At 55.7% G+C, this 26,043-nt stretch carries 22 protein-coding genes and 3 pseudogenes; 14 read left to right on the top strand and 11 right to left on the bottom strand.

Annotated elements, in window-relative coordinates; genetic code table 11:
- Nucleotides 1-44: 44 nt before the first annotated feature.
- Nucleotides 45-299: a hypothetical protein gene (locus V6S97_RS17345; protein WP_334427573.1), complete on the bottom strand. Its 255-nt coding sequence runs from the start codon at nt 297-299 to the stop codon at nt 45-47.
- Nucleotides 300-611: 312 nt separating this feature from the next.
- Between V6S97_RS17345 and V6S97_RS17350 the strand changes: the two are divergent.
- Nucleotides 612-1,082: pseudogene (locus tag V6S97_RS17350) on the top strand (GSU2403 family nucleotidyltransferase fold protein); the annotation flags it as partial.
- On the opposite strand, the gene V6S97_RS17355 reads toward V6S97_RS17350, so the two are convergent.
- The 5 genes from V6S97_RS17355 to V6S97_RS17375 all read right to left on the bottom strand — a co-directional run bounded on the left by V6S97_RS17355 (nt 1,048) and on the right by V6S97_RS17375 (nt 6,625).
- Entirely contained in the window at nt 1,048-1,416 is a 369-nt protein-coding gene (locus V6S97_RS17355) for a hypothetical protein (protein WP_334427572.1), read from the bottom strand. The pseudogene V6S97_RS17350 and the gene V6S97_RS17355 sit on opposite strands and share 35 nt — an antisense overlap.
- Nucleotides 1,417-1,832: 416 nt before the next feature.
- Nucleotides 1,833-3,497, bottom strand: coding sequence for a type IV secretory system conjugative DNA transfer family protein (locus V6S97_RS17360; RefSeq protein WP_334427571.1), 1,665 nt, complete (start codon nt 3,495-3,497; stop codon nt 1,833-1,835).
- Nucleotides 3,494-3,802 carry a mobilization protein gene (locus V6S97_RS17365; RefSeq protein WP_162697144.1) on the bottom strand — a complete coding sequence of 103 codons (309 nt, stop codon included), beginning with the start codon at nt 3,800-3,802 and terminating at the stop codon, nt 3,494-3,496. The genes V6S97_RS17360 and V6S97_RS17365 overlap by 4 nt, the downstream gene beginning before the upstream one ends.
- 185 nt (nt 3,803-3,987) lie before the next feature.
- Nucleotides 3,988-4,914 carry a nucleotidyltransferase and HEPN domain-containing protein gene (locus tag V6S97_RS17370; RefSeq protein WP_112356949.1) on the bottom strand — a complete coding sequence of 309 codons (927 nt, stop codon included), beginning with the start codon at nt 4,912-4,914 and terminating at the stop codon, nt 3,988-3,990.
- 679 nt (nt 4,915-5,593) lie between these two features.
- Nucleotides 5,594-6,625, bottom strand: coding sequence for an IS110 family transposase (locus V6S97_RS17375; protein ID WP_334427570.1), 1,032 nt, complete (start codon nt 6,623-6,625; stop codon nt 5,594-5,596).
- 378 nt (nt 6,626-7,003) lie between these two features.
- Between V6S97_RS17375 and traA the strand changes: the two genes are divergently transcribed.
- Nucleotides 7,004-10,795 (top strand): Ti-type conjugative transfer relaxase TraA, encoded by a 3,792-nt coding sequence (gene traA, locus V6S97_RS17380; protein WP_334427569.1) that lies wholly within the window; start codon nt 7,004-7,006, stop codon nt 10,793-10,795.
- Between the two features lie 537 nt (nt 10,796-11,332).
- Here the strand turns inward: traA and V6S97_RS17385 are convergent.
- The 4 genes from V6S97_RS17385 to V6S97_RS17400 form a co-directional block, all read right to left on the bottom strand.
- Complete coding sequence (locus V6S97_RS17385; RefSeq protein WP_334427568.1) at nt 11,333-11,869, bottom strand: hypothetical protein; 537 nt, start codon at nt 11,867-11,869, stop codon at nt 11,333-11,335.
- 224 nt (nt 11,870-12,093) lie between these two features.
- On the bottom strand, nt 12,094-12,357 hold the full coding sequence (locus V6S97_RS17390; RefSeq protein WP_334427567.1) for a FitA-like ribbon-helix-helix domain-containing protein: 264 nt from the start codon (nt 12,355-12,357) through the stop codon (nt 12,094-12,096).
- Between the two features lie 411 nt (nt 12,358-12,768).
- On the bottom strand, nt 12,769-12,939 hold the full coding sequence (locus V6S97_RS29185; RefSeq protein WP_334427566.1) for a hypothetical protein: 171 nt from the start codon (nt 12,937-12,939) through the stop codon (nt 12,769-12,771).
- An 85-nt stretch (nt 12,940-13,024) separates the two neighbouring features.
- Nucleotides 13,025-13,417 carry a hypothetical protein gene (locus V6S97_RS17400; RefSeq protein WP_334427565.1) on the bottom strand — a complete coding sequence of 131 codons (393 nt, stop codon included), beginning with the start codon at nt 13,415-13,417 and terminating at the stop codon, nt 13,025-13,027.
- 847 nt (nt 13,418-14,264) lie between these two features.
- Here V6S97_RS17400 and V6S97_RS17405 point away from each other — a divergent pair.
- From V6S97_RS17405 to V6S97_RS17455, 11 genes and pseudogenes are all read left to right on the top strand, one after another.
- Nucleotides 14,265-14,900: a hypothetical protein gene (locus V6S97_RS17405; RefSeq protein ID WP_334427564.1), complete on the top strand. Its 636-nt coding sequence runs from the start codon at nt 14,265-14,267 to the stop codon at nt 14,898-14,900.
- A gap of 639 nt (nt 14,901-15,539) precedes the next feature.
- Entirely contained in the window at nt 15,540-15,761 is a 222-nt protein-coding gene (locus V6S97_RS17410; RefSeq protein WP_275245390.1) for a hypothetical protein, read from the top strand.
- Complete coding sequence (locus V6S97_RS17415) at nt 15,758-17,683, top strand: hypothetical protein (RefSeq protein ID WP_334427563.1); 1,926 nt, start codon at nt 15,758-15,760, stop codon at nt 17,681-17,683. Before V6S97_RS17410 ends, V6S97_RS17415 begins: the two co-directional genes overlap by 4 nt.
- The gene (locus V6S97_RS17420) at nt 17,680-18,513 is read left to right on the top strand and encodes a hypothetical protein (protein WP_334427562.1); all 834 of its coding nucleotides are present in this window, start codon (nt 17,680-17,682) and stop codon (nt 18,511-18,513) included. The genes V6S97_RS17415 and V6S97_RS17420 overlap by 4 nt, the downstream gene beginning before the upstream one ends.
- Complete coding sequence (locus V6S97_RS17425; protein WP_334427561.1) at nt 18,513-19,262, top strand: DUF6339 family protein; 750 nt, start codon at nt 18,513-18,515, stop codon at nt 19,260-19,262. The genes V6S97_RS17420 and V6S97_RS17425 overlap by 1 nt, the downstream gene beginning before the upstream one ends.
- Nucleotides 19,263-19,365: 103 nt before the next feature.
- Nucleotides 19,366-19,794, top strand: a complete 429-nt coding sequence (locus V6S97_RS17430; protein WP_442886071.1) for an IS110 family transposase — start codon at nt 19,366-19,368, stop codon at nt 19,792-19,794.
- A gap of 110 nt (nt 19,795-19,904) precedes the next feature.
- A pseudogene (locus V6S97_RS17435) lies at nt 19,905-20,183 on the top strand (integrase core domain-containing protein); the annotation flags it as partial.
- A 308-nt stretch (nt 20,184-20,491) separates the two neighbouring features.
- Nucleotides 20,492-20,755 (top strand): annotated as a pseudogene (locus V6S97_RS17440) (site-specific integrase); the annotation flags it as partial.
- Nucleotides 20,756-21,187: 432 nt separating this feature from the next.
- Nucleotides 21,188-21,361: a hypothetical protein gene (locus tag V6S97_RS17445; protein ID WP_003519203.1), complete on the top strand. Its 174-nt coding sequence runs from the start codon at nt 21,188-21,190 to the stop codon at nt 21,359-21,361.
- Between the two features lie 15 nt (nt 21,362-21,376).
- Nucleotides 21,377-22,402 carry a ribosome small subunit-dependent GTPase A gene (rsgA, locus tag V6S97_RS17450; protein WP_334427560.1) on the top strand — a complete coding sequence of 342 codons (1,026 nt, stop codon included), beginning with the start codon at nt 21,377-21,379 and terminating at the stop codon, nt 22,400-22,402.
- 372 nt (nt 22,403-22,774) lie between these two features.
- Entirely contained in the window at nt 22,775-23,983 is a 1,209-nt protein-coding gene (locus V6S97_RS17455; protein ID WP_111804160.1) for an MFS transporter, read from the top strand.
- Nucleotides 23,984-24,083: 100 nt separating this feature from the next.
- Here V6S97_RS17455 and V6S97_RS17460 read toward each other — a convergent pair whose 3' ends face one another.
- The gene (locus V6S97_RS17460; protein WP_035199154.1) at nt 24,084-25,172 is read right to left on the bottom strand and encodes a hypothetical protein; all 1,089 of its coding nucleotides are present in this window, start codon (nt 25,170-25,172) and stop codon (nt 24,084-24,086) included.
- A gap of 347 nt (nt 25,173-25,519) precedes the next feature.
- On the opposite strand from V6S97_RS17460, the gene V6S97_RS17465 reads away from it, so the two are divergent.
- On the top strand, nt 25,520-25,957 hold the full coding sequence (locus tag V6S97_RS17465; RefSeq protein WP_334427559.1) for a hypothetical protein: 438 nt from the start codon (nt 25,520-25,522) through the stop codon (nt 25,955-25,957).
- Nucleotides 25,958-26,043 lie beyond the last annotated feature (86 nt).

The following is a 26,043-nucleotide window of genomic DNA, read 5'->3' as shown; positions in this document are numbered from 1 at the left end:
AGAACATTAACAAGTTTGTTCCGCCTTAATGGGAGGCCCGTTGATCAGGCGGCGTCGATCGTCCAATCGGTCAGATCGAAATGTTGGTTGACCAGCTCTTCGAGGGCTTGATCGAGGACTTCCTGTGAGGCGAGAAACGCAGCCAGATCCCGCGCGGCCTCTTTCTGATTTGACTCGTAAAGTGCCAAGGCGGCGCGCCGCAAGGGCACGATCAGAACCGGCTTCGACACCTGGCTGTCATTGGCTGCTTTCACTCCCGCCCATTCGAACGTTACATTCCAGCTTTTCGATATGTTCATCGCAAACGACCTTTACCAGCTCGAGCAGATGCGCGGTGCGCTCCTCTTTCGAGAGAAAACATGCGTCGGCGCCAGATCTATCGATTGACCTTTCTAATGTTTGGTTTGTGGTAGAAGCAGAGGACGACGGCTTTTCAGTTCGTCAATTTGCGGCCGTCCAAAGTTGCCGCCTCGACGGCCTAAATACGATGGAGCCGACGCGCACCATTGTCCACTCTTTCGATTGAAACCGAACCGACCTAGCCTCGCTCCATCGAAATCTGGCAGCATAGTTATATTGTTTTTGCAAATTAATTATAACGGGATCGGGCGATGAAACAGATTGACCTCGTTTACAGAACGGCGTTCGCTGAACTCGCGCAGCGGATGTTCGATGCTCAGTTTCAGGCAGACTTTCCCCTCGAAGGTCGGTTTGTTTCCGTTCCGGTCAAGGGCCGCAATTACTGGTATTTTGATCTCCCTACTCCCAAGGGTAAGGACAAGAGACGCTATGTCGGCCCGCAGGCTGACGTCGACATTACGGCTCGGGTGAAAGCCCATAGGCAAGTTAAAGACGACATCCGGGAGCGGCGCAAGCTCATCGGCATGTTGCTGCGAAGCGGTGGCATGTCCGCGCCGGATCGCTTCGCTGGTGAAGTGACCAAAGTACTCGCTGACGCGGGCCTATTCCGTCTGAGTGCACTCCTCGTCGGTTCTGTGGCTTTCAGCTGTTACTCAGGCCTCCTTGGCGTTCGTCTCCCTGGTACCTCTATGCAAACAGGCGATGCGGACTTCTCGCAGGACCCGCCATCATTTGGGTATCCTTTTCCATCATGGTAGCGAGAATGCCGCGACGTTCTTGGTAAATTTGTTTTGCTTCTAGTTTAGGTCGCCCTACGCTTTCAAATTCTTCCTCAGAAACCTTCAACTGCTTAGCGAATTTCTGTTGGTAATCGACGGATTTACCTTTTTCGCCTGCCTCTTCGTAGCCGTCGGCAAGGAGGGCGAACAACGCGCCGCATTGGATTACAGTGTCGTTGTAAGGTGCTTTCTCATATGGAATTCGCGTCTGCGCTTGGACCGGCGATCCGCTAATGGCCACGCCCAGAGCAATAGACGATAAAACGACGCTCCGCATATTCGCTCCCAAAGCAATCTCACATACAAATTTTCAATGCCAACACGGCCAAACTTTACCGCGTATTTCTAAACCATTCGGTGAGCGCATTAGGAAAACTGTCTCGAACGTCTTTGGTCGAAAATGCTCACAAAGACTGCGTCGAGCTGTAAGGCGCGCACCGAATACGGTGCACGTCTCGTGTCACTACGAAGACAGGCTTGGCAAAAGTGAAACTCTCTCCATCAGCCTCGACGCTCTCGATTTTCTGCCGAACAGCATTAAGCGGTCGGACTTTGATATGGCCGCCTAACTTGCGTTCGCGAACTGCGTGGCCAGTGAATTGCGCGCAAATTGCGTTCACAATCAAGATAGCCGGAGGGCCGCGCATACAAGGATTTGATGGGTTGCCGAACTGCCATTTACCACCATTCCCGTTAAACTGGGTCGAACATATCCCTGAATTCCGGATCGGCAAAATAGGCAAGCTTTTCAGCAAATATTGGTCGTTGTCCGGCCAGAAACAGCAATTGTCCGTGCGCCGGCAGATTGCGCACCTCATCAGGGGTGAGCAGCGGCCGGCCGGTACGCTGTTGGCTGTAGGAGATCCCGGTCTTATCGGAATCGAGCGCTCTCGCCATGGTCTGGAACACGACCGTCTCCTGTCCGTGCAGATCAGAGATGAGGCGGGCGCTGTCATGATCGTTGACGCCGAAGACCTGCAGCACGCCGGCATTTGACAGGAAAGTTCCGGCGCGATGACCGTATGTGGCACGCAGCTGATGGATGTCCTGGAGGATGGGCCAAAGCTGGACACCATAACCCGCCATCAGACCCATCGCGCGCTCGACTGGTGCCAAATGCCCAAGGGATGCGAACTCATCGAGCAGATAGAGAACCGGTGTCGCCGGCTTTGTCGGATCGCGGGCCATTTCGAGCAGGCTTTGTGAGACAAGCAGTCGCAGCCAGCGCGAATAGGTCGAGAGGCGATCAGGGGGAAGGACGAGGAACACCGTCACATTGCTGCGCTTGAGATCGGCAAACCGGAAATCCGAGCGACTGAGGACGGCCGTCATGCGCGGTGAATCAAGAAAATGCGTATGGCGCTGGGCTGCCGACAGAACGCCTGCAGCTTCGCGATCGGGTTTTCCGAGGTGTCGGTTTGCGGCGCGCGCGACAAGACCTCCCGCCGCATCGCTGTCCTGCATCCGCTTGAGCAGTGCTGCAAACTGGTCTGGAGCAAGGGTAAGATACTCTCGAAGTGTCGCGAGGTGCCTTCCACTCAAAGGCTCCGCTGCAACGATCTGGAGCAGTAATCCGGCAATCAGTGCTTTTGCCTCCTCGTTCCAATGCGCCTCTCCCGCCATTCCCGGTTCGTCGAACACGAGAGCGTCGGCAAGGGCACTGGCATCTTCCGCGACATCGAGGTTTTGGGGATCAAGCATGGCCAGGGGATTGAAGGCTGCCGTGGGTCTGCCAGTGACCCCGAAAGGATCGAGCACATGAACCGGCCCGAATTTCTGGCGCGCACGACCGGTGATTCTTGCATTCTCACCTTTCGGATCGACGCAGATCACGGAACGGTCGGCGGTCAGCAGGTTCGGGATGATAGTGCCCACGCCCTTGCCGGTACGGGTCGGCGCCATCGTCAGGAGATGGGCCGGGCCATCATAGCGCAGAGGCTTGGCCGTTTTCGTATCACGACCGATCAGGAGGCCGGAGCCGGATGAGGTGAGAGCGGCTATTTCCTTGTCTGTCGCAAAGCGGGCGGAGCCATGGGTATCATCGTCATTCTCCCCGAAATGCAAAATCAGTGGAGTGGTAATGAACCAGAAGGTGATAACGGCCAGCGCCAGCAGGGTTAAGAGACCTGGGATGATGTAGACAGGCGAGCCCCGCTCGAAACCCATTTGCTCGAGGAAATGACCGCCACCCATGCCGATCACGAACGTGACGTTGAACAGGATGAACAAAAATCCAAGAAGCCGTTTCCAGATCCGGAAGGGCATGGCGATCAAAGCCAGAAGCGCCCAAAGCGGATCACGCGCGGCGGCTCGCATCATGTTCTTGAATGCGTCCCGAGAAAGTCGCAACCGGTTCATGGATACCCTTCCGCGCTGTCGCCACCCTCTCCCTTGTCCGGCAGTCCTGGTTCGATCAGATCGTCAAACAGCGCCTTGTCATTGTCGCGTGTCAAAAAGCCTGGTAGTTCGCGACGCAGCCATGTACCGAGTTGTTTGCTGAACTCCTGATCATCCGAGGTCTGCAGGTGATGCAGAACGAGCGACCCGATCAGGACCTTGCGGCGCGTATCGTTGTTGCGCTCGGTTTTCGAGAGACGCGCCTTGAGCGCGGACCGTTGCGCATCCAGTTCAGCCAGACGCTGTTCGATGGTTTTCCTTGCCACGATTGTTCCTTTCGATTGCGGTCGCACCGGAACTGCCGCTGTTGAGCACGGCTTCGTTCCTGAAAGACAGACCAGTGTCTATGAGGAGATCGACATAGCGATTGTAAGAGGAGGTTGGACCCTGTGGTTCATGACGCTGCGGTGGCTGGTGCCTGAGCTCAGGATTGGTCTGCCACCGGTGAAGCTCAGTCGCTGGAATTTGCGGCTTGTCCCGCGGCCTGTTCGAGCTTTTCGATGTGCTCGCGGCAAAGCCTCTCCACCATCTTATGAAGTTCCGCCGTCCGCTCCTGAAGCCAGGTGAGCGCCTCTTCGGAAACCTCGAAACGCTTCGAATAGCGTGCCTTGACGTAGGCCTCATTCAGGATGTTGTACCATGTGGTAAATCGCTGACGGTCGCGCGGCCAGATGTCGATCAAACGGTGATCGCGACCTTCGGAAAGTCCACGCAGGAATTTGAGGTTGTGCGACGCAGGCGAATAATTTGTCAGCGTCAGGAGATAGCAGTTGTAAGCCGTCTCGACTGCCTGATGCAGTTGGAAGGCGGCAATGTTGGCATTGTTATCCTTCAGGGCATAGCCAGCCAACTTAATGAAAGTTTGTGCATCAGGAAAATGTCTGCTGAAATGCTCCTCGGCAACCCTAAGTGCATCGGAAGGGCTGAGCGGTTTCGCTTCAGCCAGCGGCCGGTCGTCGAATTCGTAAAGAACAATACCTTCGCGGGCGAGGTCGACGAAGAAGTACTGGCCGTCCTGCAAAAAATTGCTGATTTCGCGAGCGCCATGCACGATAAGCCCCACGGGCGTCTCGATTTCCTTGTCCCACATCAGGCGGTCTGTCGCCTTGTCCCAGTATTTGGGGTCGGCAAGTTCCTTGTTGCTGACGATGACAAGGATGTCGAAATCCGAGCGATAGCCTTTCGACGTATGCGGTTCATCCACCCAGGTGCCACGCGCGTAAGAACCGAACAGAATGATTTTGAAAATCCGCCCATCCCTCTTGGCGTCAGACTTCGAGCGCTCCACCAGATCAGCAAACTCTTCCTGAATAATTCCGACGACGCGCGCGAGCTCGCGTTGCTTTCGTTCCGGCAAATGTTCAAGGCTGGTCTTCATGTCTGCTCCGCTTATCGACGGTGTCCTGTATGGGCCATTCCAGCGGCCTTTGAAACTCCGATTTTTGGTAGCCACCAAACGAATGCCTGTCTTCTCGGACGATGCACATTCGATCTTTAGGCAACCGGCTCTGATTTATGCAGATGGTATTGCAATACCTTCATTCCTCAATAGCGAACATTCAATGGTACTTTATCCTAGGTTGTATATCGGCTTCCCGGTTTTTTCCCAATCGCAGGCGCTACGGGCGCTATACCGTGGCCGACTGAGTGGAGCGTAGAGGTTACGAAGGACCGTTAACGACGCACCCTGTCCAATCGCTGCAGCCAGATGCCCGCCTGCACTGCCGCTCACTTCGACGCAATTTTGGTAACACAGTCACGTCAAGAGAGGCACGGTCATGGAGGCGGCCATCACCATCCAGACAGGAGTGCGGGCCGCCCCCTAATTGGAAGCGACCCGCTAGATGGATGATCGAGGGCAAGGCAATTGGAAGCGCTGCATGAGTCTTGACGGCATAACCTCTCAAGGTCGCCATTTTGCGAAACGCAGAGCAAATGCCTATAGCGGTCCCGTACTCCAGGTACATCTAGTCATTCGGACAATTCGCTCTCTAGTGCGCTACCCGTTAGCTTACCGCCGACCACCACCTATTCAAACGCCCAAGATTATCGCTGCGTCACGCTGAGGCTTCTCGGCCGTATGTCGGATCGTAAACTCCCCCATTTGTCAAAAGAGCCCAAATGATGCGCGCTATACGATTTGCCACAGCGATAACGGCAACTTTGTACGGTCGTCTCGCGCGCAATCGACTGGCCCAACGACCGATTGGAGTTTTCTTGTCTCGCATCATGATCACTGTGCCCCCGAGATAAAGCATCGTTCGGAGTTCGCTATTCCCCATTTTCGTAATGCGGCTCAGAACCGAACGACCTCCGCTTGAATGCGTGCGAGGAGTAAGACCCAGCCATGAAGAGAAATGGCGGCCAGATGGAAACCGATGGATATCAGGAATTGTCGCAATAACGCACATTGCAGTTTTCGGGCCAACACCAGGTATCGTCAGAAGCCTACACGCGTTCTCATCGTGTTGGACACGTCGCTCAATCTCTTTGTCTAGTTTCGTGACCAAATCATTCAATCGATGTATCTGGTCGCAAATGTCGGTGAGAGCCTTTTTCATAACTGTCGGCAGGACGGTATCTGCTGCACTTTCCATAAGTTTGACTAATTTGGAATAATTTTGAATGCCCTTCGCCGCTATCAGGCCGGCCTCCGCTAGGTGCCCCCGCAGCGCGTTTACGAGTTGAGTCCGTTGTGAAACAAAAAGGCTGCGAGTTCGAAAAATCGTAATTGCCGCTTGTTGGTTCAGGGTTTTGACTGGAACGAAGCGCATTGTCTTTTGCGTAAGCGCAACATTGATCGCCTCCGCATCATTGGCGTCGGTTTTGCCCCGTTTCACGAAGGGCTTCACGTAACTGGTATGTATCAACCGAACGTCATGCCCAAATTCTAGTAACTGGCGCGCCCAGTAATAACTTGTAGCGCAGGACTCCATTCCGATCAGGCATGGTTTGAGCTTGCTGAAAAACTCCAGAACGTTCTCACGTTTGATCTTCGTGTTGAAAAGGGTTTCTCCGCTCGCATCTGCTCCATGCGCCTGGAAAACCTGCTTGGCTATATCAAGCCCTACCGTCGCCACGTCCTGCATCGGCCGCTCCCTTGAAACCTTGGGGATCGATGCCACGATATCATCGCTCGATTTCAAATTGATGATGTGAGCACATGACGCCGTCTTCGGTGTTCGTTCAGGCCTCGGAGAGCCCGCTGATCAAAGTCTCGATGTCCCCCTGACATCGACCTGACCGAATGTCCCATTTTTCGGTGGGAGAAAATCACCTCCCCTGATTGATGCGTTCGCTTCCCTGCTCAAAAACAAGAAATTGCCTCCATTCGACCACTACTTTTAGTAGTCGAAATCGCTGTTCGATGTTGCTAGCGTCGCCACCGGTAAACAGACAAGGGCGCACTTACGACTTGCGGCGCGTTTGGGCGTTTGGTCTCCCCGTTTGCGTATCGGAGATTTCGTTTGGCGATTTATCATCTCAGCACCAAACCTGTCTCGCGCTCATCCGGTCGCAGCGCTGTGGCATCTGCCGCCTACCGTTGTGCTGTTCTTCTCGTCAATCAACGCGATGGCCTTGTGCATGACTTCACCCGGAAAGAGGGTGTCGAGCATAGTGAGATCGTGCTGCCGGACGGTCTTTCTGCCAATTGGGCTTTGGATCGTTCGGCGTTGTGGAATGCTGCCGAGTTTGCAGAAAAGCGAAAGGACGCCCGCGTCGCCCGCGAATTCGAAATCGCGCTTCCGCATGAGCTTTCACCAGAGGGGCGACTGAAGGCTGCACGCGCCTTTGCCCAGGATCTGGCAAACCGCTATGGCGCGGCCGTGGATTTTGCAATCCATTCGCCAAGCGAGCATGGTGATATCAGGAACCACCATGCGCATGTTCTGATGACGACGCGACAGGTTGGCATAGCCGGCCTTGGCGAGAAGACCTGTCTTGAGCACAAGAACGCACGGCTGTTGGCAAATGGCATGGCGACGACCGACATGCAGCTTCGCGATATCCGGCAGGCATGGGAAGGCATTGCCAACCGTCAGCTTCAACGCGAAGGCCTGGATGTTCGCATCGATCATCGCTCGCATGCGCAGCGCGGCCTTGAGTTGTCGCCGACCGAGCATATGGGCGTGCATGCGTCGCAGATGCGCCAGCAAGGAATGGCCGTCGAGCGCGGGCGGCTGGATGACGAGGCAGCACGGCAAAATGCCGCGCTGATCCGCCAAAAACCGGAACAGGTTCTGACGCTGATCAGCCATGAGAAGAGCGTGTTCGATCGCCACGACATTGCCAAAACCTTGCATCGCTACATCAATGATGACGCCCAGACATTCCAGAACGCCTTTGCGGCTGTCATGGCATCACCAGCGCTCGTGGAGCTTCAGGCTGAGCGCATCGATGCCGAGACAGGCGAAGTGTCCAAAGCGCGCTATTCGACGCGGGACATGATCGATCTGGAACTGCGCATGGCGCGATCGGCGGAACGGTTGCATCAGGCGCATTCCCATGGCGTCGATCGTCGCCATGTCGATCGAGCCATGGAGAGGCAGGATAACGCCATTCGCAAAAGCTCCAGCGGACCGTCGGCTGCGAGGGATCCCTCAGCGGGATTGTCGGGCGAACAGCGTCACGCGATTGCGCATATTACAGGTCCAGAACGCATCGCCGCTGTGGTCGGGTTTGCCGGCGCTGGAAAGTCCACCATGCTGGCAGCCGCTCGTAAGGCCTGGGAGGCTCAAGGCTATCAGGTCCATGGTGCAGCGCTTAGCGGAAAGGCAGCCGAAGGCCTTGAGGAAAGTTCCGGCATAGAGAGCCGCACTCTGGCGTCATGGTCTTACAGCTGGGACCATGGCCGGGATCTGATCGGTCGCAGTGACGTGTTTGTCATTGACGAGGCCGGCATGGTCGGGAGCCGGCAGCTTGCCCGGTTCATCGGAGAAGCGGAAGAGCGCGGCGCAAAGATCGTTCTTGTCGGCGACCATGAGCAGCTCCAGGCCATCGGGGCTGGTGCACCCTTCAGGGCGATTGCCGAGCAGATTGGCCATGTCGAACTTTCAAATATTCGCCGCCAGCGCCATGATTGGCAGAGACAGGCATCGGTTGCCTTTGCGACCCACAAGACAGCCGAGGGGCTGGCCGCCTATCGCGATCACGGCGCCATCCACTTTGCGGAAAGCCGCGACGCGGCGACGGCGCAGATCGTGCGTGATTATGTCGCCGACAGTGAGCGGCGTGCCGATGGCACCCGGGTTGCCATGGCGCATCGCCGCGCCGATGTGCGCGCCCTCAATGCCGCCATCCGCTCCGAGTTTCAGAACAGACAAAAGCTGGAGCGCAGCCCCGGGCTGGGCACCAGTGCGGGGCGTGGGAATGGTGAGGACCGTGTAGGTGGTGGGGATGTTGGAGAACGCGTGTTCCAGACCAATAACGGCAAACGCGCCTTCGGCCCCGGTGACCGGATCATCTTCCTCGAAAACAACCGCGACCTCCGCGTCAAAAACGGCATGCTTGGCACGGTCGAGCATGTGGAGCCGGGCAAGATCATCGCCCGGCTCGATGGTCGAGGTGGCGACAGTGTCAGCGTTCCCACGGACAGCTATCAGGCGATCGACCACGGCTATGCGACAACGATCCATAAAAATCAGGGGGCGACGGTCGATCGCGCTTTTGTGCTGGCGTCGAGCACCATGGACCGGCATCTGACCTATGTTGCCATGACCAGGCATCGCGACAGCGTGCAGCTCTATGCCGACATCAAGGAGTTCGCCAAGGCGGGCCGGCTGGTTGATCACGGCGTTGCACCCTACGAGCATCATCGCCAGGCGCGAGAAAACTATTTTGTGACGCTGGAGAACGACAAGGGCGATCAGCGCACGGTGTGGGGCGTCGATCTCAAGCGGGCCATGCGAGATGCATCGCCAGAGATCGGGGACAGGATTGGCCTCCGGCATGAAGGCGCCACGCCTGTCACGCTTCCGGATGGCACGCAGGCCGAGCGCAATGCCTGGCGTGTCGTCAAGGGTGACGCGTTGGCGTACCAGCAGCTGACAAGCCGCCTGTCGCGTTCCGGCGCGAAGGAAGCCACGCTGGATTATATCAGCGACTTTGCCGAGCGGCGCGGGATCGCAAGCGACCCATGGATCACCAGCGACCAATGGATCGGACAAGAGTTTGAGGTCAGAAGCGAGATTGAACTTGCTTCCGCCAAAGATGAGCGTCAAGAGGTCTTGTCCCGTGCGGCCCATCTGCAACGGGAGCAACAGGACCGGCCATCAGAGCGTGAGCAGGTTTACGAGGAACGTGCCGGCGATCGGGCCGGCCCTGTTCACCGCGAAGATCCTTGCAATCAGTTCGCCCGAACAATCGATGACGGTCGGCGCGACGATCGGGGAGATGAGAATAAAGGATATCGCCGCATTCGGTGGTCCGAGCTCATGTCGCAAGACGGCACCGTCCCTGCCCCCACAGAAAATGTCAGCCAGCTCTCGCCGCTGGAACCCGGTAAGCCCACTCCACTTGTGCCAGCGATCAAGCGTCACCACCGCAGCATCGAAGAGGTGGCCCGAGAAAAAGCGATGTCTGTCATCGACCAGAGATTCGATACGGTGGAGTCCGTCGCGCGGCACGTGTTCCGTGATCCGGCCGAGGTCGCCGCAAGACTGCGCACTGCGATGACCGAGAAGGAAGGCAACGGAAAAATCATGGCAAAGGCCATGGCCGAGCAACCCGAGCGGTTCGGGGAGCTGCGCGGCAAGTCGGGTCTGTTCGGAAACAACAAGGAGCGGAAAGAGGCACTACAATACGCCAGATCTCTCTCTGCCCATATCGGCTATGTCTCCGAGGCATGGGAGCGCCGGCTTGGCGAAGAACGCGCGAGCGAACAATGGCAGCGCGAACAGCGTGATGTCATCGAGGTCCCTGCCCTCACGCCGCGCAGCGCCGAAATCATTGTTGAGGTGGAGAAGATGCCGGTCGCGAAGCGGAGCCAGTTTATCGCGGAGCTGCGATCGTCAGCTGAGGGCCAGGCCGCGCTCGATGAGGCAAAGCTGGTGGCCGAAGCACTCACGCGGCGGTTTGGCAGTTCCGATCCTCGCAGGTTCGCCGAGGAGCTTGCGGCACGCCCGGAGCTCGCAAAGCAGGCCGAGCACATTCAGATGACAGCCCGTATCGTGAACCGAACGCGCATGGCCGAGCTTAGCCATGACCACGCACTCAGACGGCAGCTGAACCGGTCTCAGGGGCTTGGATTGAGCAGATAGTAGGGTACGCACGATCGCTGACTTGTCGGCCTTACGGTATCGCACCTTTGGCCTTCCTGCGCCTTGTTCCGACAGAAACGCAACAGCGGGCAAACAACGCCGACATCTCGGATCTGCTGCCCTTCAGCTTTCACGAATCCGTAGCGGCCTGATCGGCATCCAATTCGAATCCGCTGCACCAAACCCGCCCGCCTCAATGCCCAAGAAAATGAACGCTTACCCTCAATAGCCTTGAATTAGCGGCAAAAGCCTCGACATCACGCCGCTGGCGCGCCCTGGGAAAATTACCGTGGTCCGGCAAAACGCGCTCCAGCAACGCGACGTAAATATTCAATATTTTGAGAAACCCTCCGGACCGGATGGATACTTTTTCTGATCAAACCGATTTGACTGCCAGTGATACTTGTCGCTCCGCCAAAAGGGCCCCAGATGCAGGCCCAAAGCAAATGTTCCTAAACCGAGGGAATGATTGGACCAAAAGTCCCGACGAATTTCGCAGATCCTTCAGAACTTCTTCGCTCTCTGACTTTGCGTCTGCTAACTCGGCCCTGCAGCAATTTTCAGAGCGGAAATAACTGCACCATACCCGAGAAAGCTAAGAGATAAAAAGCACATGAACCGTACAAAATCAGGAGCTTTATGTCCGCAGTATCGAAATACTGAGAGCAAGACGAAGCCCAGCAGGATGACTGCTCCAGCGTAAGACATCAAAACGATTGCCACACGGTTATCCTCCAACAGCCAGGCAATCACACCAACCGCGACGAGCTTTCCATACGGCGCCACCGCAGGCAGGATGTCACTAGCATAGCCCTCCGGACGTCGTTCATCGAATCGAGAATCGAGAACACCGATCGATGACTGAAAGCTATTGTATGCGAGTGTCAGTAGAACGAAACTGATCCCCACATGAGAGAGAAACAGACCGTACCAATATCCCTGTTGCGAAAATGCATAATCAGCGGCCGAGGCCGCGAAGAGCAAAAGCACGAACGTTCCGCAACCAGATGCAAACCTTTGCCAAATATCGAGCGTTACACGCCGCTTGCGATAGAACCATGAAACGAAATTCATTTTTTGCCCCCGAGCCAAATACGCTGGGCGGTATGCCATTGAGACGTTGCTTTATCATTGGAAATAAATGGATATTTTTATGTAATGCGAGCCGCAGAGCCAAATTTCGAGATCCCAAGGGGCGAATCCGCGACCTGTAATTTTAAAGGCTTAGGCAGCCTCTAGACAAGTGAGCACAGCAGCGTCAGGAGCTGTCTTCCAAGGCTCAGATATTACATCAGTGTCTAGCAAGACCATTCGAAAGTCATCGGTACTGCCGGAGTCTTGTCGGGCTGTTGTTGCAGCGCTTCGACGTCACTGTTTGACATTCCGGCTTCACGTCCAATGGCCGCGAGAAGCGAGCCGAGTTTCACGCGTCCAGATGGACGAACAGCGGCTTCGAGGATGTCACGAATTTCGGCCTCGGTACTACGACCGTGATAAGCTGCTCTTGCGCGTAACGTCCGATGAGTTTCATCAGAGAGGTTTCGTATGGTCAACGCCGCCATTTATCCGATCCTATCAACATTTCCACTATGATATCCACCACAGAAATGATAGCATTTTCAAGTCGTACTACGAAGATTGTCGTGCGCGTTCTTACGCTTTGAATGAAGTCGAACCGTCGACCCCGCCCCTGGAATTAGATAAACATTTGCAACACAATTCATGCACAGTCGCAGACGCCGCCGTAACTTGGTTTTGCTGGCTAATCGGAATGATGCGCACCGAAAGAAAATCGACTGAACGACGGTATAACTAAAGTCGCCAAGTTGCCGAGAAATCGCAGTATTCTGCTGCAACATCTGTTTGATTTCTGAAACGGCGGGCTCCACTCGCGATCTTGGGTACGTCATTTCAGGACAGCGGTGGGTTTCTGCTCTTCCATGATTGAAATCAGCTGCCCCTCCCCTTCTAGGTCAGGACACTTCGACTTCAGCGACGCAGACAGGGATCGTCTTGTCTGGAGAACGAACCTTTGTAGCGTTGAAGGCCGTCCGCAGGCATGTCTCGCGAACGAAGGTCAGGTAAGTGGCGGCGGGCAGTAGCACCTCGCGCTCATGGCTGAATTCGCCTCGTAGATTGAACACAAACGCTTTCGTGGTTGCGGTCTTCGTCGTCAGCACGATGAGATCGAGCCGTCCGGCGTCGTATGCCTTGGCCTTCCAAAGTGCGTTAGCGAACGCGACGTTCGGATTGAAGGTAGTGGAGAGCGGTCGAGATATCACGGTCTTCCCGGTTCCTCCCGGTCCAAAGGCCGCCATGGAAAAGTATCTGGCCAGCATCAAGGGTGTCGCCAGATGAGATGATGTCACTGCTTACGGCGGCGTCGTCTCTTTTGTCATAGTTTTTCTGATAGGTGGCGATGGCCGCGGGCTTCTTATCTGGCATGGCGTTGACCCACGCCCTGTAGATGGCGTTGGCGTCGAGGCAGTTGTAGATATAATCGCCCAGCCCGTTATCCGTTCCGTTTGCGGTTATGTGCTTTGCGGCTTCGAGCGCGGTGTTGATCTGGGTCGATCCGCCTTTATACGGTTGAGCGAATGGGTCTATGAGTGCGAGAGCCACAAGGAATCCCATTGGTAAGCTGTTTTCGGAAAGGTCAGTCGTCCACCTTGATCATGGCTTCCTTGCTGACGGGCTCGATGCCCTTCAAGGGGCAGGCCATCAGGAAGGCGATGTAGGGCGGTAATTTACGCGCCTTCCGCTCCCATTTGCTCACTGTGGCAGGCCGACCCATATTTTCTCGGCAAGCTGCTCCTGCGTGAGCCCCTGCCTCTTTCTCCCCGCGACAAAATACTCGATGTCCATAGTCAGCGTCATGCTCGGGCATCCAAACAAAAAAGGGACGGTATTTAACCGCCCCTGATATCCTTATAATCGTTCCGTTGTCCTTAGTTAGGTGTGCGGGGAAGTCGGGCGGACATCTATCGGAACATCAGCGAAATCCGCTCCCGTTCGCCCCTAACACCCTCGTCGATCGCAGCAGCGATCAGCTTCGCGATGTCACGACGGCAAATGGTCAGGCGCTGCTTGGTGATCTGACGGTGTTCACGAGACCCACCAAGTGCAGTCGTAGCGCCGCTGCGATCATGCCGCGGGCGCGGATCGACAGCTGACTTCCGATACCGACGCCGTTGGCATCGTACCCCGCACCATGCGGGCGGCTGCGACTTGCTTCAGAAGGCGGGCTTGATCGGGAGGCAGAACAAGGCTTGTGGTCATGGTTCGCTATCCCTCTGATAAGATATTACCCCGCCAACATAAGGACCCATCGGGTTACTTGTGAAGTAGCTCATTAAGTGAAACAACCGTAAATAATGCTCGGACGTCAGCAACTTCGAGCGCGATCTCTTGCTGGAAACTTCGAACACCAATAGAGAGAAAGGAACACTACCAGAGCGAGAACATACCCGTGCATGACGATAGCGTTGATCAATTCGTGGCGTACAAGGAAAAGCAATCGAAGGAGCCGGAGAAGGGACCGGGCGCGCTGGGCTTGATCATCAGCCTTATCATCATTTGTGGCCTCGGTTACGGCGGGATAAAGCTATACGGCGCGATCCAAGACCGTCAGATCACGGCCGAGAAAAAGCAGATGGACGAACAGGCTGCTCGATGGGCGGCGCTGGAAGCCGAGCAACAGCGGATTGCAGATGCTAAGCGCGAGGAGATCAGGACGGCGGACAAGGAAACCCTTCGGAAGGTTATCGAATCCTGCAAAGATCAGCTGATGACCATGCGCTCGAAGAGCGTGTTCGCAACCAATTATCCGTATTACTCTCCCTCCGATCTTGATCGCTTCGCAGGTATCGGAATGCCCGTTGGTGGTTTCCCGAGCGCCGTTCTCGACAAATACGATTTCGATGCAACTGCGTGGAACCTCGATCGTATTTCAAACAAGGAATATCCGGTCTCCACCATTTCGTTAGTCGTCGAAGGGGCGGAAGATGGGTTCTCGGTCCGCCAGTATGCAGCCGTCTTTAGCTGCCAGCTCGACGGCCTAAAGGCGAGCGAACCCGAGCGCACGCAGGTCTACTATTTGAATTGAGTGACCCAGTTCGAAACTGGATAGTGATTAGCAAAACGAAATATTCGGGAGCTCTGGCATGGACGTAAGGTCACCGCAAGTAACAGGGAATGCCGCCTCACACTATGCGGCTTCTCGTCGAACAAGCGGAGAAAAACGGCGAAGGCAGCATCCGCAGAGACCCGCCTGTTGAGCTGCGCTGCATATCACAAGTAGGGACGCTAGTTTCCTTATCTTCTGGCCCCACGGACACACCATGCATATGCTCGCCACGCGACAATTGCAAAAAGGAAGGACCTAGTCCTCTTCCACCGGTGCAGCTACTGCATCCTCTCGCGCCACAGACACTAGCTGGACGAGCAGTCATTTCGTCAGTCACCATCATGGTGCGCGCGCGTTCTCCCAGCACCAGCAAGCTCACGACTACACGAATGAGCCTTCCAATCTTACCCATTATCGTCTCATAGCCTGTCGTGGAAAGCGCATCTGCGCTACCGTTCGCACCTGTGATCCAGCGTCCGACGCTGACATTTTCGAGCGTTTACGACGGTCCATCACCTCGCTGACAGCAAACATTTTACAAATATTTTTGAAATGTTATCACCAAGCTTGACATATTGACGACATGCACCCATCTTTTTCGAAGACAGGAGGCACTTTATGCGTAATAAAAGAGAAAAATTTGTAGAACTTGCCGAAGCTCGGGTGAACAAAGCGCTCAAGGATATTCAGCTTCTAGGCAATCTTTCGAACCGTTCTGCCTATGAATTTTCGGAAGCGGACGTTCGAAAGATTTTCAATGCGCTTCAAAAAGCACTGGATTCTGCAAAAAGCCGATTTACAAAGGATGGCGAGAGTGGTGGGGGAGAATTTCGCCTATGAGTTTCAATGATGACGATACGATCGGACTTGAGTTTCTTCCAAATAGTGCCGGGGAGGCTGAGGGGCTGGGCGATGCAGGGATCGAAACCTTTAGGGACAAACCGTTTGCTGCAGTAGCTCGCGAGACGGGACAGAACAGCCGAGATGCCCGCGATGTCGCCACTGCGCCGGTCAAACTTACCTTCGACGAGCTTCTGCTAAAGTCAGAAGACATACCTTCGATCGCGAGCTATCGGAGTGCGGCCAAGCTTTGCTTGGATAAGGCCTCAAAGGTGAGCAGCGAGAAAGATACCGGGTTCTTCAAGCAGGCGGTTAAAGCGCTAGACGCTCCAGAAGTCCGCGTGATGCGGGTCGCTGATTTCAACACAAAAGGGGTCCGCGGGCCGTGTGAAGAAGGGAAGCCCTTCCATACGCTCGCGAAAGCCGACGGAATGAGTGTAAAGGACGGCGTCAATTCCGGCGGCTCGTTCGGTATCGGCAAGAGCGCGATCTCTGCTCTATCCGATATTCAGACTGCATTCTATTCGACACGGTACTCCGACGACCAAGGCAGCCACGTGCTCTGCATGGGGAAAACCCTCTTCATTTCGCATACTGGTGCGGATGGTGAGGAACGTCGCCGAAAGGGATATTGGGGTAAGAAGAAGGGCTTTATGCCCCTCGACAATCCCTCCGACATTCCTGATTGGCTACTCCGAAAAGAACAAGGAACCTCGATCTATTCGCTGTGCGTCCGCGAGAACCGGATTGACTGGCGGTACGAGATGGTCGCAGCTCTCCTCATCAACTTCTTCGCGGCTATTCAGCGGCAAGAGATGGAATTTGAGATTGATGACGGCTTCCTGAAGATCAATCGAAACACCATCGAAGCACTTTTTGGCGACAACAAGGTCGTTGAGGCGGTGGATCAATTGAAGGCTAGAGCAGCCTTTGAGACCGCTCGAACGCTTTACGGCTGCCTTGTCGACGAGAAAACGATCCTTCGAACTCTCGACGTGAAAGGCCTTGGGAAGGTCAATCTCCGCATTCTTCTGAGAGAGAAGCTCGGATACACGATTGGCATTATCCGAAATGGAATGTTCATCACTGATAACTTCGCTAACTTCGGAGAACCATTCAAGCGCTTCCCGCTCTATCGGGAGTTCGCATTGGTGATAGAACCGGACGGCTCCGAAGAAGGACAGTGGTTTAAAAGGCTTGAAAATCCTAGCCACAATGACTTGTCGGCCGAACGCATTACAGACCCGTCGATGCGTCAGCAAGGACAGAAGGCATTTGAACAGCTCGCTAGCCAAGTCCGCGAGACGCTGAAGGAGCTGGCCAAAACACAACCCACCTCTTCGATGGAACTCGAAGAACTCAACGAGTTTTTCGCCTCAGAAGAGTCCCATGTCGAGGATGAACTAGGGACTGAAACTGATCCACGCGCGCTCAAGCCGACGCCGGTCAAAGTAGCCCAGCCCAAGCCCAAGAAGAGGGTCAAACAGCCTCGTGGGGAAGATGACGATGGCCCCGGACCTGCGCCGGATAGGGACCCTGACCCTGACCCCGAACCCAATCCGAACCCCACTCCTGATCCCGGGCCAGTGAAACGAAAGGCAAAGGTAGCAGAGCCAATCGATCTCCAACGGGAGAGAAACCTGCTTAGTGATCGTGCAAACCCAAAACGCAGGACGCTGATTTTCACGTCTCCTGTCGAAGGAGATATTAGCATCAGCATTGAAGCATCCGGCCTTAGCAATCCTGAGCGGCTTGCGATTCAGAGTGCAAAATCTGGCACCGTTGATGGCGGAGATATCATCCTGCCATGCAAAAAAGGCGAGCGGGTAACGATCGAAGTGGAACTTGAGACCGCTTACGCTGGCCCCATTGAATTTAATGCTTTCCGCATTCACAGTGATGAGGAGGTCGGTGAGATATGAAGCTCAACCACTACATGCGTTATCCCCACCCGGTCCTCAGTGACTATTCAGAAGACTACGTGAGCGGAGAGTTTTCCTGCAAATTTGAGCAGAACATCACCGCCAGCGGAGAACTTCGACTTGTCTCCAGTCTCCAAATAGCCAACGATCTCCTGACGGACCTCATCAAAACACAGGCAGCCTCTGCGGGTTACTTTTTGGTTTGCAGACGAACCTACTTCAACCATTTACAGGTAGCCCCGCTCGGCGAAAGTGAGAAATATTTCGATGCGGCGCGGCTGTTCGGAAGCGTAATCATTCGACCCGTGGTGTGGACCATTCGGGAGATCGCAGGCTTAGCAAGTCCACTCATTCATCCCGAGTTCGGTGAGAGTGTACCCGTAGCGAAGGGAGCAGTCATTGCACTCGGGCCCGAGTTTCGTTTCTCGATGGATCAGAAAAAGTACAAGCCGTTCGACAGCATCTTCGAACTCGCTCGCAATGAAGACGTGGCAGAGAACACCGTGTCCGTAGATCACGACCAAGACCGCATCACCATCCTCGCGCGAGATAAGACTTACAAGGAAATTGCGGCGATCCGCGATATCAACCGCGGCAAGGATATGATCCTGAATACGATATACCTACCTGCAATCATGGAGGTGATCTTTCGCCTCCAGGCCGGAGAGACAGATGTAGAGGGCCGTAAATGGTATCGTATCTTCAAAGCCAGGTGCGTTGACTTGGGCAAGGACCCTTCCGACCCCAGCATCTCACCACTCGAGCTGGCACAGCAACTGCTACGCGGCCCCTTGAGAAAAACGATCTCGCTCATGGAAAGCGTTCAATAATGGCCCCGCTTAGGTATCTCTCAGATAAATTATTGGGAAGTCTTCGAGGCGAGATCGAGCAAAACCTTGAACGCTATCGCTCTTTGGGTTTTGAAGACCTCGCAGGAGATCCGGGTTGGGATATTCCATTGGGAGTTGAGTTCGACGCCGACAAGCTGGCAGGCCTCAACTTAGCCACCCCTATGAACATCGTAAGTGTTGATCTTCCCAACTCCGTCGTCGTCGGCGAAGCAATTGCTGGACTAAGCCCCGCAATGGCGAACGAGGAGCGTGTGTGGGCACGCCTCTCCCACATCGAAGCTATTGAATACTGCCGAGCACGCTGGCTTACAGGGAACGAGGACGACAAGTTCGTATCTCGAATTCGCGATCACTTCTTCGCTCCCACACAAACAGGCATTCGCGATGATCATGCTCTCTCCAGACTTTGGTGGAACTACCAAATCGCAAAGACTTGCATGCCGAATGACATTTCCAAGGCGTTGTCGCTCATAATGAAGTCGGCCGACATTCGGAGCAACTTCGTCGAGCGAATTTGGATGACCAGTCGCCAGAATATCGCAGGCGGTGTTTTGCGTGCAATGCTATCAGAGGCTTGGGTCACCGAAGCGGAACGGAACTTCAGACATTTCATGAAGGCCATTAACCGTCTCGGTGGAGGGATCGTGTTCGAAGCCTTGACAACCTCGGAAATCGATGTGTTCGTTGCAGAATGCGTCAAGTTCGCACGTCGGGAAGCATCGTCTTAATCGAACACGGCGGTCTGAACTGATGGGGTGGATGCCCCCTCTGGCCGGCATAGGCGTATGATGCCTGCCTAGCGCCATGGTGGCGCTCACGGAGGGAAAGCAGATGACACAGGTGCGTATCCTTGCGATCGACCTCGCGAAGCGGAGCTCCCAAGTCTGTGGAACGGATCGCGGCGGGGCGATTCTATTGAACCGGGTTCTCTCGCGAGCTCGACTATTGCAGCTTTTGAACGAGCAGTTGCCATGCGTTGTCGCGATGGAGGCTTGTGCCACCAGCCATTTTTGGGGCCGCGTTGCTAAAGGCCGTGGCCATAATGTGCGGCTAATTCCGCCGATCTATGTGAAGCCGTTCGTCAAACGACAAAAGAACGATGCGGCCGATGCAGCGGCGATCGCGGAGGCTGCACAACGACCGAACATGCATTATGTCGAGGTCAAAAGCGCTGAACATCAAGCCCGAGCGGTGGCGTTTCGAACGCACCAGTGCTTCGTGCGCCAGAGCTGGCTCGGGAAATCTGCACAGCGGGGATAAGTGGAATTCCTGCCTGACTTCGGCTTAGATGCCAGGAACGGGAGTTACCATGACGAGACGATCGCGCCCTCCTGCGCAAGCTTTCGGTTACCAGACCCAATCAGGTCTGGGCGATGGACTTCACGGCGGTTCTGAAGAAGGCGGAAATCGCCATCTCGATGGATGGCAAAGGTGCGTGGCGGGACAACGTCTTCGTCGAGCGGCTCTGGCGTTCGATCAAATACGAGGAAGTCTACCTCCACGCCTATAAAACAGTGTCCGAGGCCCGCGCTGGCATCGGCCGCTATCTGACCTTTTACAATAGCCGACGCCCACATTCATCCCTTGACCGGCAGACGTCGGATCATGCCTACTTCAACGCGCTGGCACCAATGATGGTGGCGGCATAATCGAGGCGGAATCCACTTAGCGAAACGCCCGAAACTGTTCAGATAAACCGAGCCACCTCTAAATGCTCCGGAAAAAGTTGCCACCAAAATAACGCTGGCGCTAACAAAGCGAAGTAATCCACGCATACGCAATACCCTTTACCCATGCATATCAAACTATACTGACGCCGCGCGTGCAAGGCGCTCAATTATAAATCGCCTATGATTTTTGATTGCAGTTAATGCGTGTGATTGCTGCGCCGGGATAATCCTTGGCCCCCTCTCCGGGGCATCCTACGCATGATCGACAATGAATGTTGGAGATCACCATGGCGACAATCAAAAAACTCAGAGGACGTTGGCGAGCGCAGGTGCGCCGTCGCGGCTTGAAGCCCCGGTGCAAATCTTTCGACACGGAGCTCGAAGCTGAAAAGTGGGCGCGCGACCTCGAAGCACAGGTCGACAGGTTCGGTGCAGCCGCTGACACGAAAATCCTTTAAAGCACTACGCTCGGACAGCTTCTCGAACGATACCAGCGCGAAGTTTCGCCTTTGAAGCGCGGCTCCGTGGTCGAATGCACCGCACTCGAAATGCGGCTTACTCGCAAGGGCATCGTGGGTTATCCCGCCCTCGCCTTCGATTAAGGCATCTCCTTCTTTTCAACCGGACAGACGCGCGGCAAGGGTTATCAACACCGGCTTCCAGAGTGCGCGAATGTTGCAGATTGAGCGATCGCCGTAGTGGGTGATTGGGAGACAAGATGCCGCGAGCGACTTGCGAACGCGGGTCACCGGCAGCAGTGTCGGATCATCGATTCTTTCCCGCGAGTGCACCGAAGGCAAGTCCGGTGAGAAATTTCGACGACTGCGCATCGCTGCACACTTTGGCAAGCCAACCGTCAGCCAGCGCTTCCGATTGAGTGATACGCAGCCAAATAGAAAATTAGCGCAAATGCCAGTGAAAACCGGTAACGTTGCCCGACGCCATCTCGAGACCAGAGATGATAATCAACTAAAGGACTTCTGATGGGCTGGAAGACGCCGAAATTCGAGTACGTAAATGGCTACAAAATCGTTGAAGTCGACGGTCCGATCTTCAAGGTATTCGACGGCAATCGTCAACTCGGAGACGATTTTCCCTATTCCGGCGAGGCTATTGCTCACGCTAAGTTCTTGCCGAAACGCGAGCCGCACCAGTAGGCGAGAACACGGCTGATGACTGTCCCGCTTCCTTCGACACTGGAGCAGCTCGGCTGGTCTGCATTTTTTGCGGATCAACTCAAAGACGGCGACGCTGGCCTCGCGTCCAGGCGTATATCGTCTGTCCACCGCTCGCGCATCGAGGCAATCGATATGACGGGGCCCGTTCGCCTGGAGCTCCCGGGCAATAGCAATACGGCCGACTTCGCAGTCGGAGACTGGATACTTGCCGACCCGCTGACGGGCATGTTTGCCAAACGTCTCGACCGAAAAAGCCTGTTCCAGCGAAGGCCGGAAGGCGGACGTGGCATGCAACTTATTGCCGCCAATGTTGACACCCTACTGGTAGTTACATCGTGCAATGCAGATTTCGATTCCGCACGTCTCGAACGTTATCTGATAATGGCGGATCAAGCCGGAAGCGAACCGGTCATCGTGCTGACCAAAGCTGATACTGCGGAAGACGTCGGCCGGTTTCAATCACAGGCGGAGGCACTGCAACGCAACCTGCCAGTCATAGCGCTTAATGGACGCTCGGCCGATGCTGTCGCCTTGTTGAGGCCATGGTTGGGTAAAGGTCAGACCATCGCGCTGGTAGGGTCCTCCGGCGTTGGAAAGTCAACGCTTGTAAATACGCTGACCGGATCTGACACGAAGCAGAAAACCGGCACTATTCGTGAATATGATGCGCAGGGTCGGCACACCACGACGGCGCGATCCCTGCATGCGGTTTCAGGCGGCGGATGGGTCATAGACACGCCGGGTATAAGGAAGCTCTATGTCAGCGACGTTACCAACGGAATAGATACGCTGTTTGCCGAGATTACCGAGCTGGCGCCGTTGTGCCGGTTTCGCGACTGTACCCATGCTCATGAACCAGGATGCGCCGTTCAAGGCGCTGTCGCACGCGGCGAGCTTGGTGCCGATCGGCTAGAAAGGTGGCGAGGTTTGCACGCTGAAAATGCCGACCGGACTCCAGTGGTGAGCGGACCGCGCGGCAACAAGCAAAACAAGAAGAAGCATTATCTGCTTCGACCGTAGACGTTCAATCCAGCGGCGTAAGTCTGATCAGATCTTGAGCCTGCGAGTGTGACATAGGCATTCCCCTTTACGATCTACCACTCGCTCTAGTGCTTAAACGAATTTTCGCGATGCCATTTTAAAAACTGGGGATGCGGGATTTCGTGAAAACCCAGCGACACGATCGCTTTTCCGGTCTTGTTGACAATATCTTGGATGCTGTCGCGACCGTTCGCATGAACGGTTGCTATCTGAAGCACTCGACTGCGCGCGAGCACACCCAACTTTGTGCAACGCACAATTTTCGGAGGAATTGGTATGAATTTCGGATTTTTAGATACATATCATCCGAAAAAAATCGTCTAAAACTCTCCCAACGCAAGGAGAGACACCATGACGGACACGACATCAGAATTTGATGGGTCAACAATTGGCCTGGAGGCCGCAGAGGAACCCGCATGGACCGCCGCAACCTGGTTTGCGGTTCTTTCGATGGCGGCCACCAGCTTTGCGCTGGTATCGGCCGAGTTTCTGCCAGCGGGATTGTTGACGCCCATGGCGCGCGATCTCGGTATTACCGAGGGTACGGCGGGACAGGTTGTCACCGCGACGGCCTCAGTAGGTGCTGTGACCGCGTTGCTGAGCAATGTTCTCATCGGCAAACTGAATCGCAAGACCGTGCTTGTTGGGCTTAGTGCGCTGGCGATCGGCTCCAACATTCTGGCATCAGTTGCTGCCGATTTCTGGCTATTGCTGGTCGGCCGGGCCGGACTGGGTATCGCGCTCAGCGGTTTCTGGGCACTTTCGGTTGCTGTCGTGGCGCGGCTCGTTGGCGCGAATTCGACCGGGCGCGGCATGGCTATCGTCACACTCGGCGTTTCACTCGCCACCATTGCGGCTCCCTCCATGGGCGCCTTGATCAGCGACTGGGTGGGATGGCGCATTGCCATGTCGATGACGGCAGGGCTTGCCGTCATTGCAATGCTGCTACAAATATTCAGCCTGCCCTCGCTGCCGGCAAGTACAAGCAACAGTCTTTCAGATGTTTTCCGCCTGACGCGGCGGCGTAGCGTTCAACTGGGGATGCTTGCCATCCTGTTGCTGATGACGGGGCATTTTGCCGGTTCGGTTTATGTACGTCCCTTCCTCGAACAAGTGACGCTGCTTGAGACCACGCCGATTGCTCTTGCCCTGCTCGGCTTTGGCGTTGCTTCCGTGATCGGCAATGTGCTGGGTGGCCGCATGGCGGACAACAGTATCCGCCTCGCGCTCATCGTTACCGCCGCCCTGATGGCATTTGCAACAATCGCCCTCGTCCTATGGGGTGTTCATAGCAGCGCCGCATTCGCGCTCGTCGCGCTTTGGGGTCTTGCCTTTGGCATGGCGCCCGTGGTGCTGCCGACCAACCTTTCCCGCGGCGCACCCGATGCTCTGGAAGCGGCAGGCAGCCTGATGGTTGTTTCTTTCCAGGTGGCTATCAGTATCGGGGCTGTTGTCGGCGGCTATATCGTGGATTCCTACGGTGCCACTGCGCCGCTGGCGCTGACCGCGATCCTGGCGGCATCCACGGTCGCACTTGCCTTGCTGCAGCGTCGCGATTGACCCTGTCCGTAACGGCGGATACCTAAAACGAAAGTCCCGCCCGGAATTTGGTCCGGGCGGGACATTTGTGAAAAGACGATTTTTCTTGCCGTCGCTCTGGTTACTTGCGGTAGGAAAGACCACCCCAGATACGGCCTTCGTCTCTGTGTCGGCCACCATGTACTGCACCGATATAAGCAGCGGCAGCAGAAACGAGTGCGGAAGCGGCCAGCAGGAACGCGGTCAGAATGCCTGCGACGCGCGCTTTTTCTGCAGCATCCGCAGCTTTGGCCTTGGCATCGTCCAACGCCTTCTGCGCCTCAGCCTTCAGGGTTTCGACCTGCTTCTGTGCTTCATCGACCTTCTTCTGCGCTTCCGCCCTGACGGCCTGCACGCGTTCAACCGTCTGGTTTACGCGCGTTTGCGCATCCGTCTGGCTGATGTTTGTGCGGGCAGCGACCTGGTTGGCAAGCCATGTCTTATCGGCATCAGATATCTCACCGGTTGCAAGCAGATTGCCGAGGATGCCGCTGATCTGACGCTGATAGTCGCCGGCGCTCTGGTCACCCGTCAGAGGGGCAGCGGGCGCATCGGTCCTCAAAAGACTATCCGTGAAATAGTCGATTGGATTGGCTTTCAGGCCCTGCGGAAGCATTTGTTCGATGCTGGGTGCTGCAGCCTGACCGGCGCCTTGCGCCAGACCACCTGCTGCGCTGCCAGCGCCGGAAATGATGCCACCCGCCAGTTGGCCAGCACCCTGAACGGCGCCACCGACTGCGGAACCCGTTGCCTCAACCGCGGTCTGCGCCACGCTGCCGACAGCCTTGGCACCACCGGACAGCACGCCGAGCGCTAGAAACGCCGAGACGACCGTGCCGAGACCCCATACGACCAGGCCATTTACACCATCGCGGACGGTCAGTTCGTTCCTGTCGGCAGCGCCGGCAGGCCTGCGCATGCGGCCGGCAATATAGCCACCCAGCATGTAGGAGCCGACCATGGAAATGATGACGAAGAGCGCGGTTATGATGAGCCAGACTGTGCTGACCTCGCCACCATTGTCCGCCGAGATTGAACTCAGGCCCAGGCCGCCCGCAAATGCGGTGAGAATGGCCATGGCGCCCGAGGAAATGACTGCACCGGCGAAAATCGCTGGCCAATCCACATAGCTGCGGTTTGGATTCGTTTCGATACCCGTTGGATCAACCATCAGCGTAGCCCCAACAATGAGAGGATGAACAGGACGACGACGACGAGGCCGACTAGATAGATGATGGAATTCATGCGATCTCCTCCGAATGGACGATCAATCCTCCGCGTAGCGGCGATTATATGCAGTGAGACATGCGAGCTGATTGCTCCCTCACCAAACTCGCCGCGCTCCAAAAAGTTTCACGACTTGTCGTTGCTTCGGAATGATTTTGCGCAATTCCGCCGGCGAGGTGACGAAAGAAATGTGCTCTTGGTCGCCAAAAAGAGGTCGCTGAACGCAGGCAAGCAGCATGACCAGCCAGACACAAGCCACCCGAACCAGATTGCGGCGGAAGGAGATATACCATGTCTGCAATCGATCGAATTGGCTCCACCGCCTCGCTTTACATACGCCCACGGCCACAGGACGTTTCCCAGGCCGTGCCCGATCCCACACCCGAGCGGTCGGCATCGTTGATCGGAGGGGGTGCCGCGTCTTCGCTCTCCTCCAATCTTGCCAACGCACTCTGGTCGCTCCGGGGGCAAGAGGGCGGAATAGAAGAGACGCCGCTTGAAGGCGGCGGAACAGGCTCCGATGAGGACGAGCTTAGCCGCTGGGCAAATATGAGCCTTGGCGAGAAAATCCGGGCCCAATATCTGGAGGCGCGGGGATTGTCCGAAGGCGACCTTGCCGCCATGCCGCCCGACGAAAGGAAGGCAATAGAGGACGAGATCCAGAAGGCAATAAGGGTCGCGATGGAGGCTCCGAAAGACGATGACGTGAGCGTGCTCGCCGGCCTTTGAGCGTGACATGCCTTCGGGGGCACTGCGCAGCGCTACGATCTGATACATAAATGCGGGTTTCAGGAAACATGCCGGATACCTGCAGG

Origin of the sequence: Agrobacterium sp. CCNWLW155, from assembly GCF_036888815.1 — a bacterium.
In the GTDB taxonomy this organism is placed as follows: domain Bacteria; phylum Pseudomonadota; class Alphaproteobacteria; order Rhizobiales; family Rhizobiaceae; genus Agrobacterium; species Agrobacterium radiobacter.
Note: the sequence above shows the minus strand (reverse complement) of the source record. Positions and strands in the feature narration are given on the sequence as shown.

What these genes read in the sequence shown, in the direction of transcription:
- V6S97_RS17345 (WP_334427573.1), bottom strand. Translation starts at nt 299, where the DNA reads ATGAACATATCGAAAAGCTGGAATGTAACGTTCGAATGGGCGGGAGTG.
- V6S97_RS17355 (WP_334427572.1), bottom strand. Translation starts at nt 1,416, where the DNA reads ATGCGGAGCGTCGTTTTATCGTCTATTGCTCTGGGCGTGGCCATTAGC.
- V6S97_RS17360 (WP_334427571.1), bottom strand. Translation starts at nt 3,497, where the DNA reads ATGAACCGGTTGCGACTTTCTCGGGACGCATTCAAGAACATGATGCGA.
- V6S97_RS17370 (WP_112356949.1), bottom strand. Translation starts at nt 4,914, where the DNA reads ATGAAGACCAGCCTTGAACATTTGCCGGAACGAAAGCAACGCGAGCTC.
- V6S97_RS17375 (WP_334427570.1), bottom strand. Translation starts at nt 6,625, where the DNA reads ATGCAGGACGTGGCGACGGTAGGGCTTGATATAGCCAAGCAGGTTTTC.
- V6S97_RS17385 (WP_334427568.1), bottom strand. Translation starts at nt 11,869, where the DNA reads ATGAATTTCGTTTCATGGTTCTATCGCAAGCGGCGTGTAACGCTCGAT.
- V6S97_RS17390 (WP_334427567.1), bottom strand. Translation starts at nt 12,357, where the DNA reads ATGGCGGCGTTGACCATACGAAACCTCTCTGATGAAACTCATCGGACG.
- V6S97_RS17410 (WP_275245390.1), top strand. Translation starts at nt 15,540, where the DNA reads ATGCGTAATAAAAGAGAAAAATTTGTAGAACTTGCCGAAGCTCGGGTG.
- V6S97_RS17415 (WP_334427563.1), top strand. Translation starts at nt 15,758, where the DNA reads ATGAGTTTCAATGATGACGATACGATCGGACTTGAGTTTCTTCCAAAT.
- V6S97_RS17420 (WP_334427562.1), top strand. Translation starts at nt 17,680, where the DNA reads ATGAAGCTCAACCACTACATGCGTTATCCCCACCCGGTCCTCAGTGAC.
- V6S97_RS17425 (WP_334427561.1), top strand. Translation starts at nt 18,513, where the DNA reads ATGGCCCCGCTTAGGTATCTCTCAGATAAATTATTGGGAAGTCTTCGA.
- V6S97_RS17430 (WP_442886071.1), top strand. Translation starts at nt 19,366, where the DNA reads ATGACACAGGTGCGTATCCTTGCGATCGACCTCGCGAAGCGGAGCTCC.
- V6S97_RS17445 (WP_003519203.1), top strand. Translation starts at nt 21,188, where the DNA reads ATGGGCTGGAAGACGCCGAAATTCGAGTACGTAAATGGCTACAAAATC.
- rsgA (WP_334427560.1), top strand. Translation starts at nt 21,377, where the DNA reads ATGACTGTCCCGCTTCCTTCGACACTGGAGCAGCTCGGCTGGTCTGCA.
- V6S97_RS17455 (WP_111804160.1), top strand. Translation starts at nt 22,775, where the DNA reads ATGACGGACACGACATCAGAATTTGATGGGTCAACAATTGGCCTGGAG.
- V6S97_RS17460 (WP_035199154.1), bottom strand. Translation starts at nt 25,172, where the DNA reads ATGGTTGATCCAACGGGTATCGAAACGAATCCAAACCGCAGCTATGTG.
- V6S97_RS17465 (WP_334427559.1), top strand. Translation starts at nt 25,520, where the DNA reads ATGTCTGCAATCGATCGAATTGGCTCCACCGCCTCGCTTTACATACGC.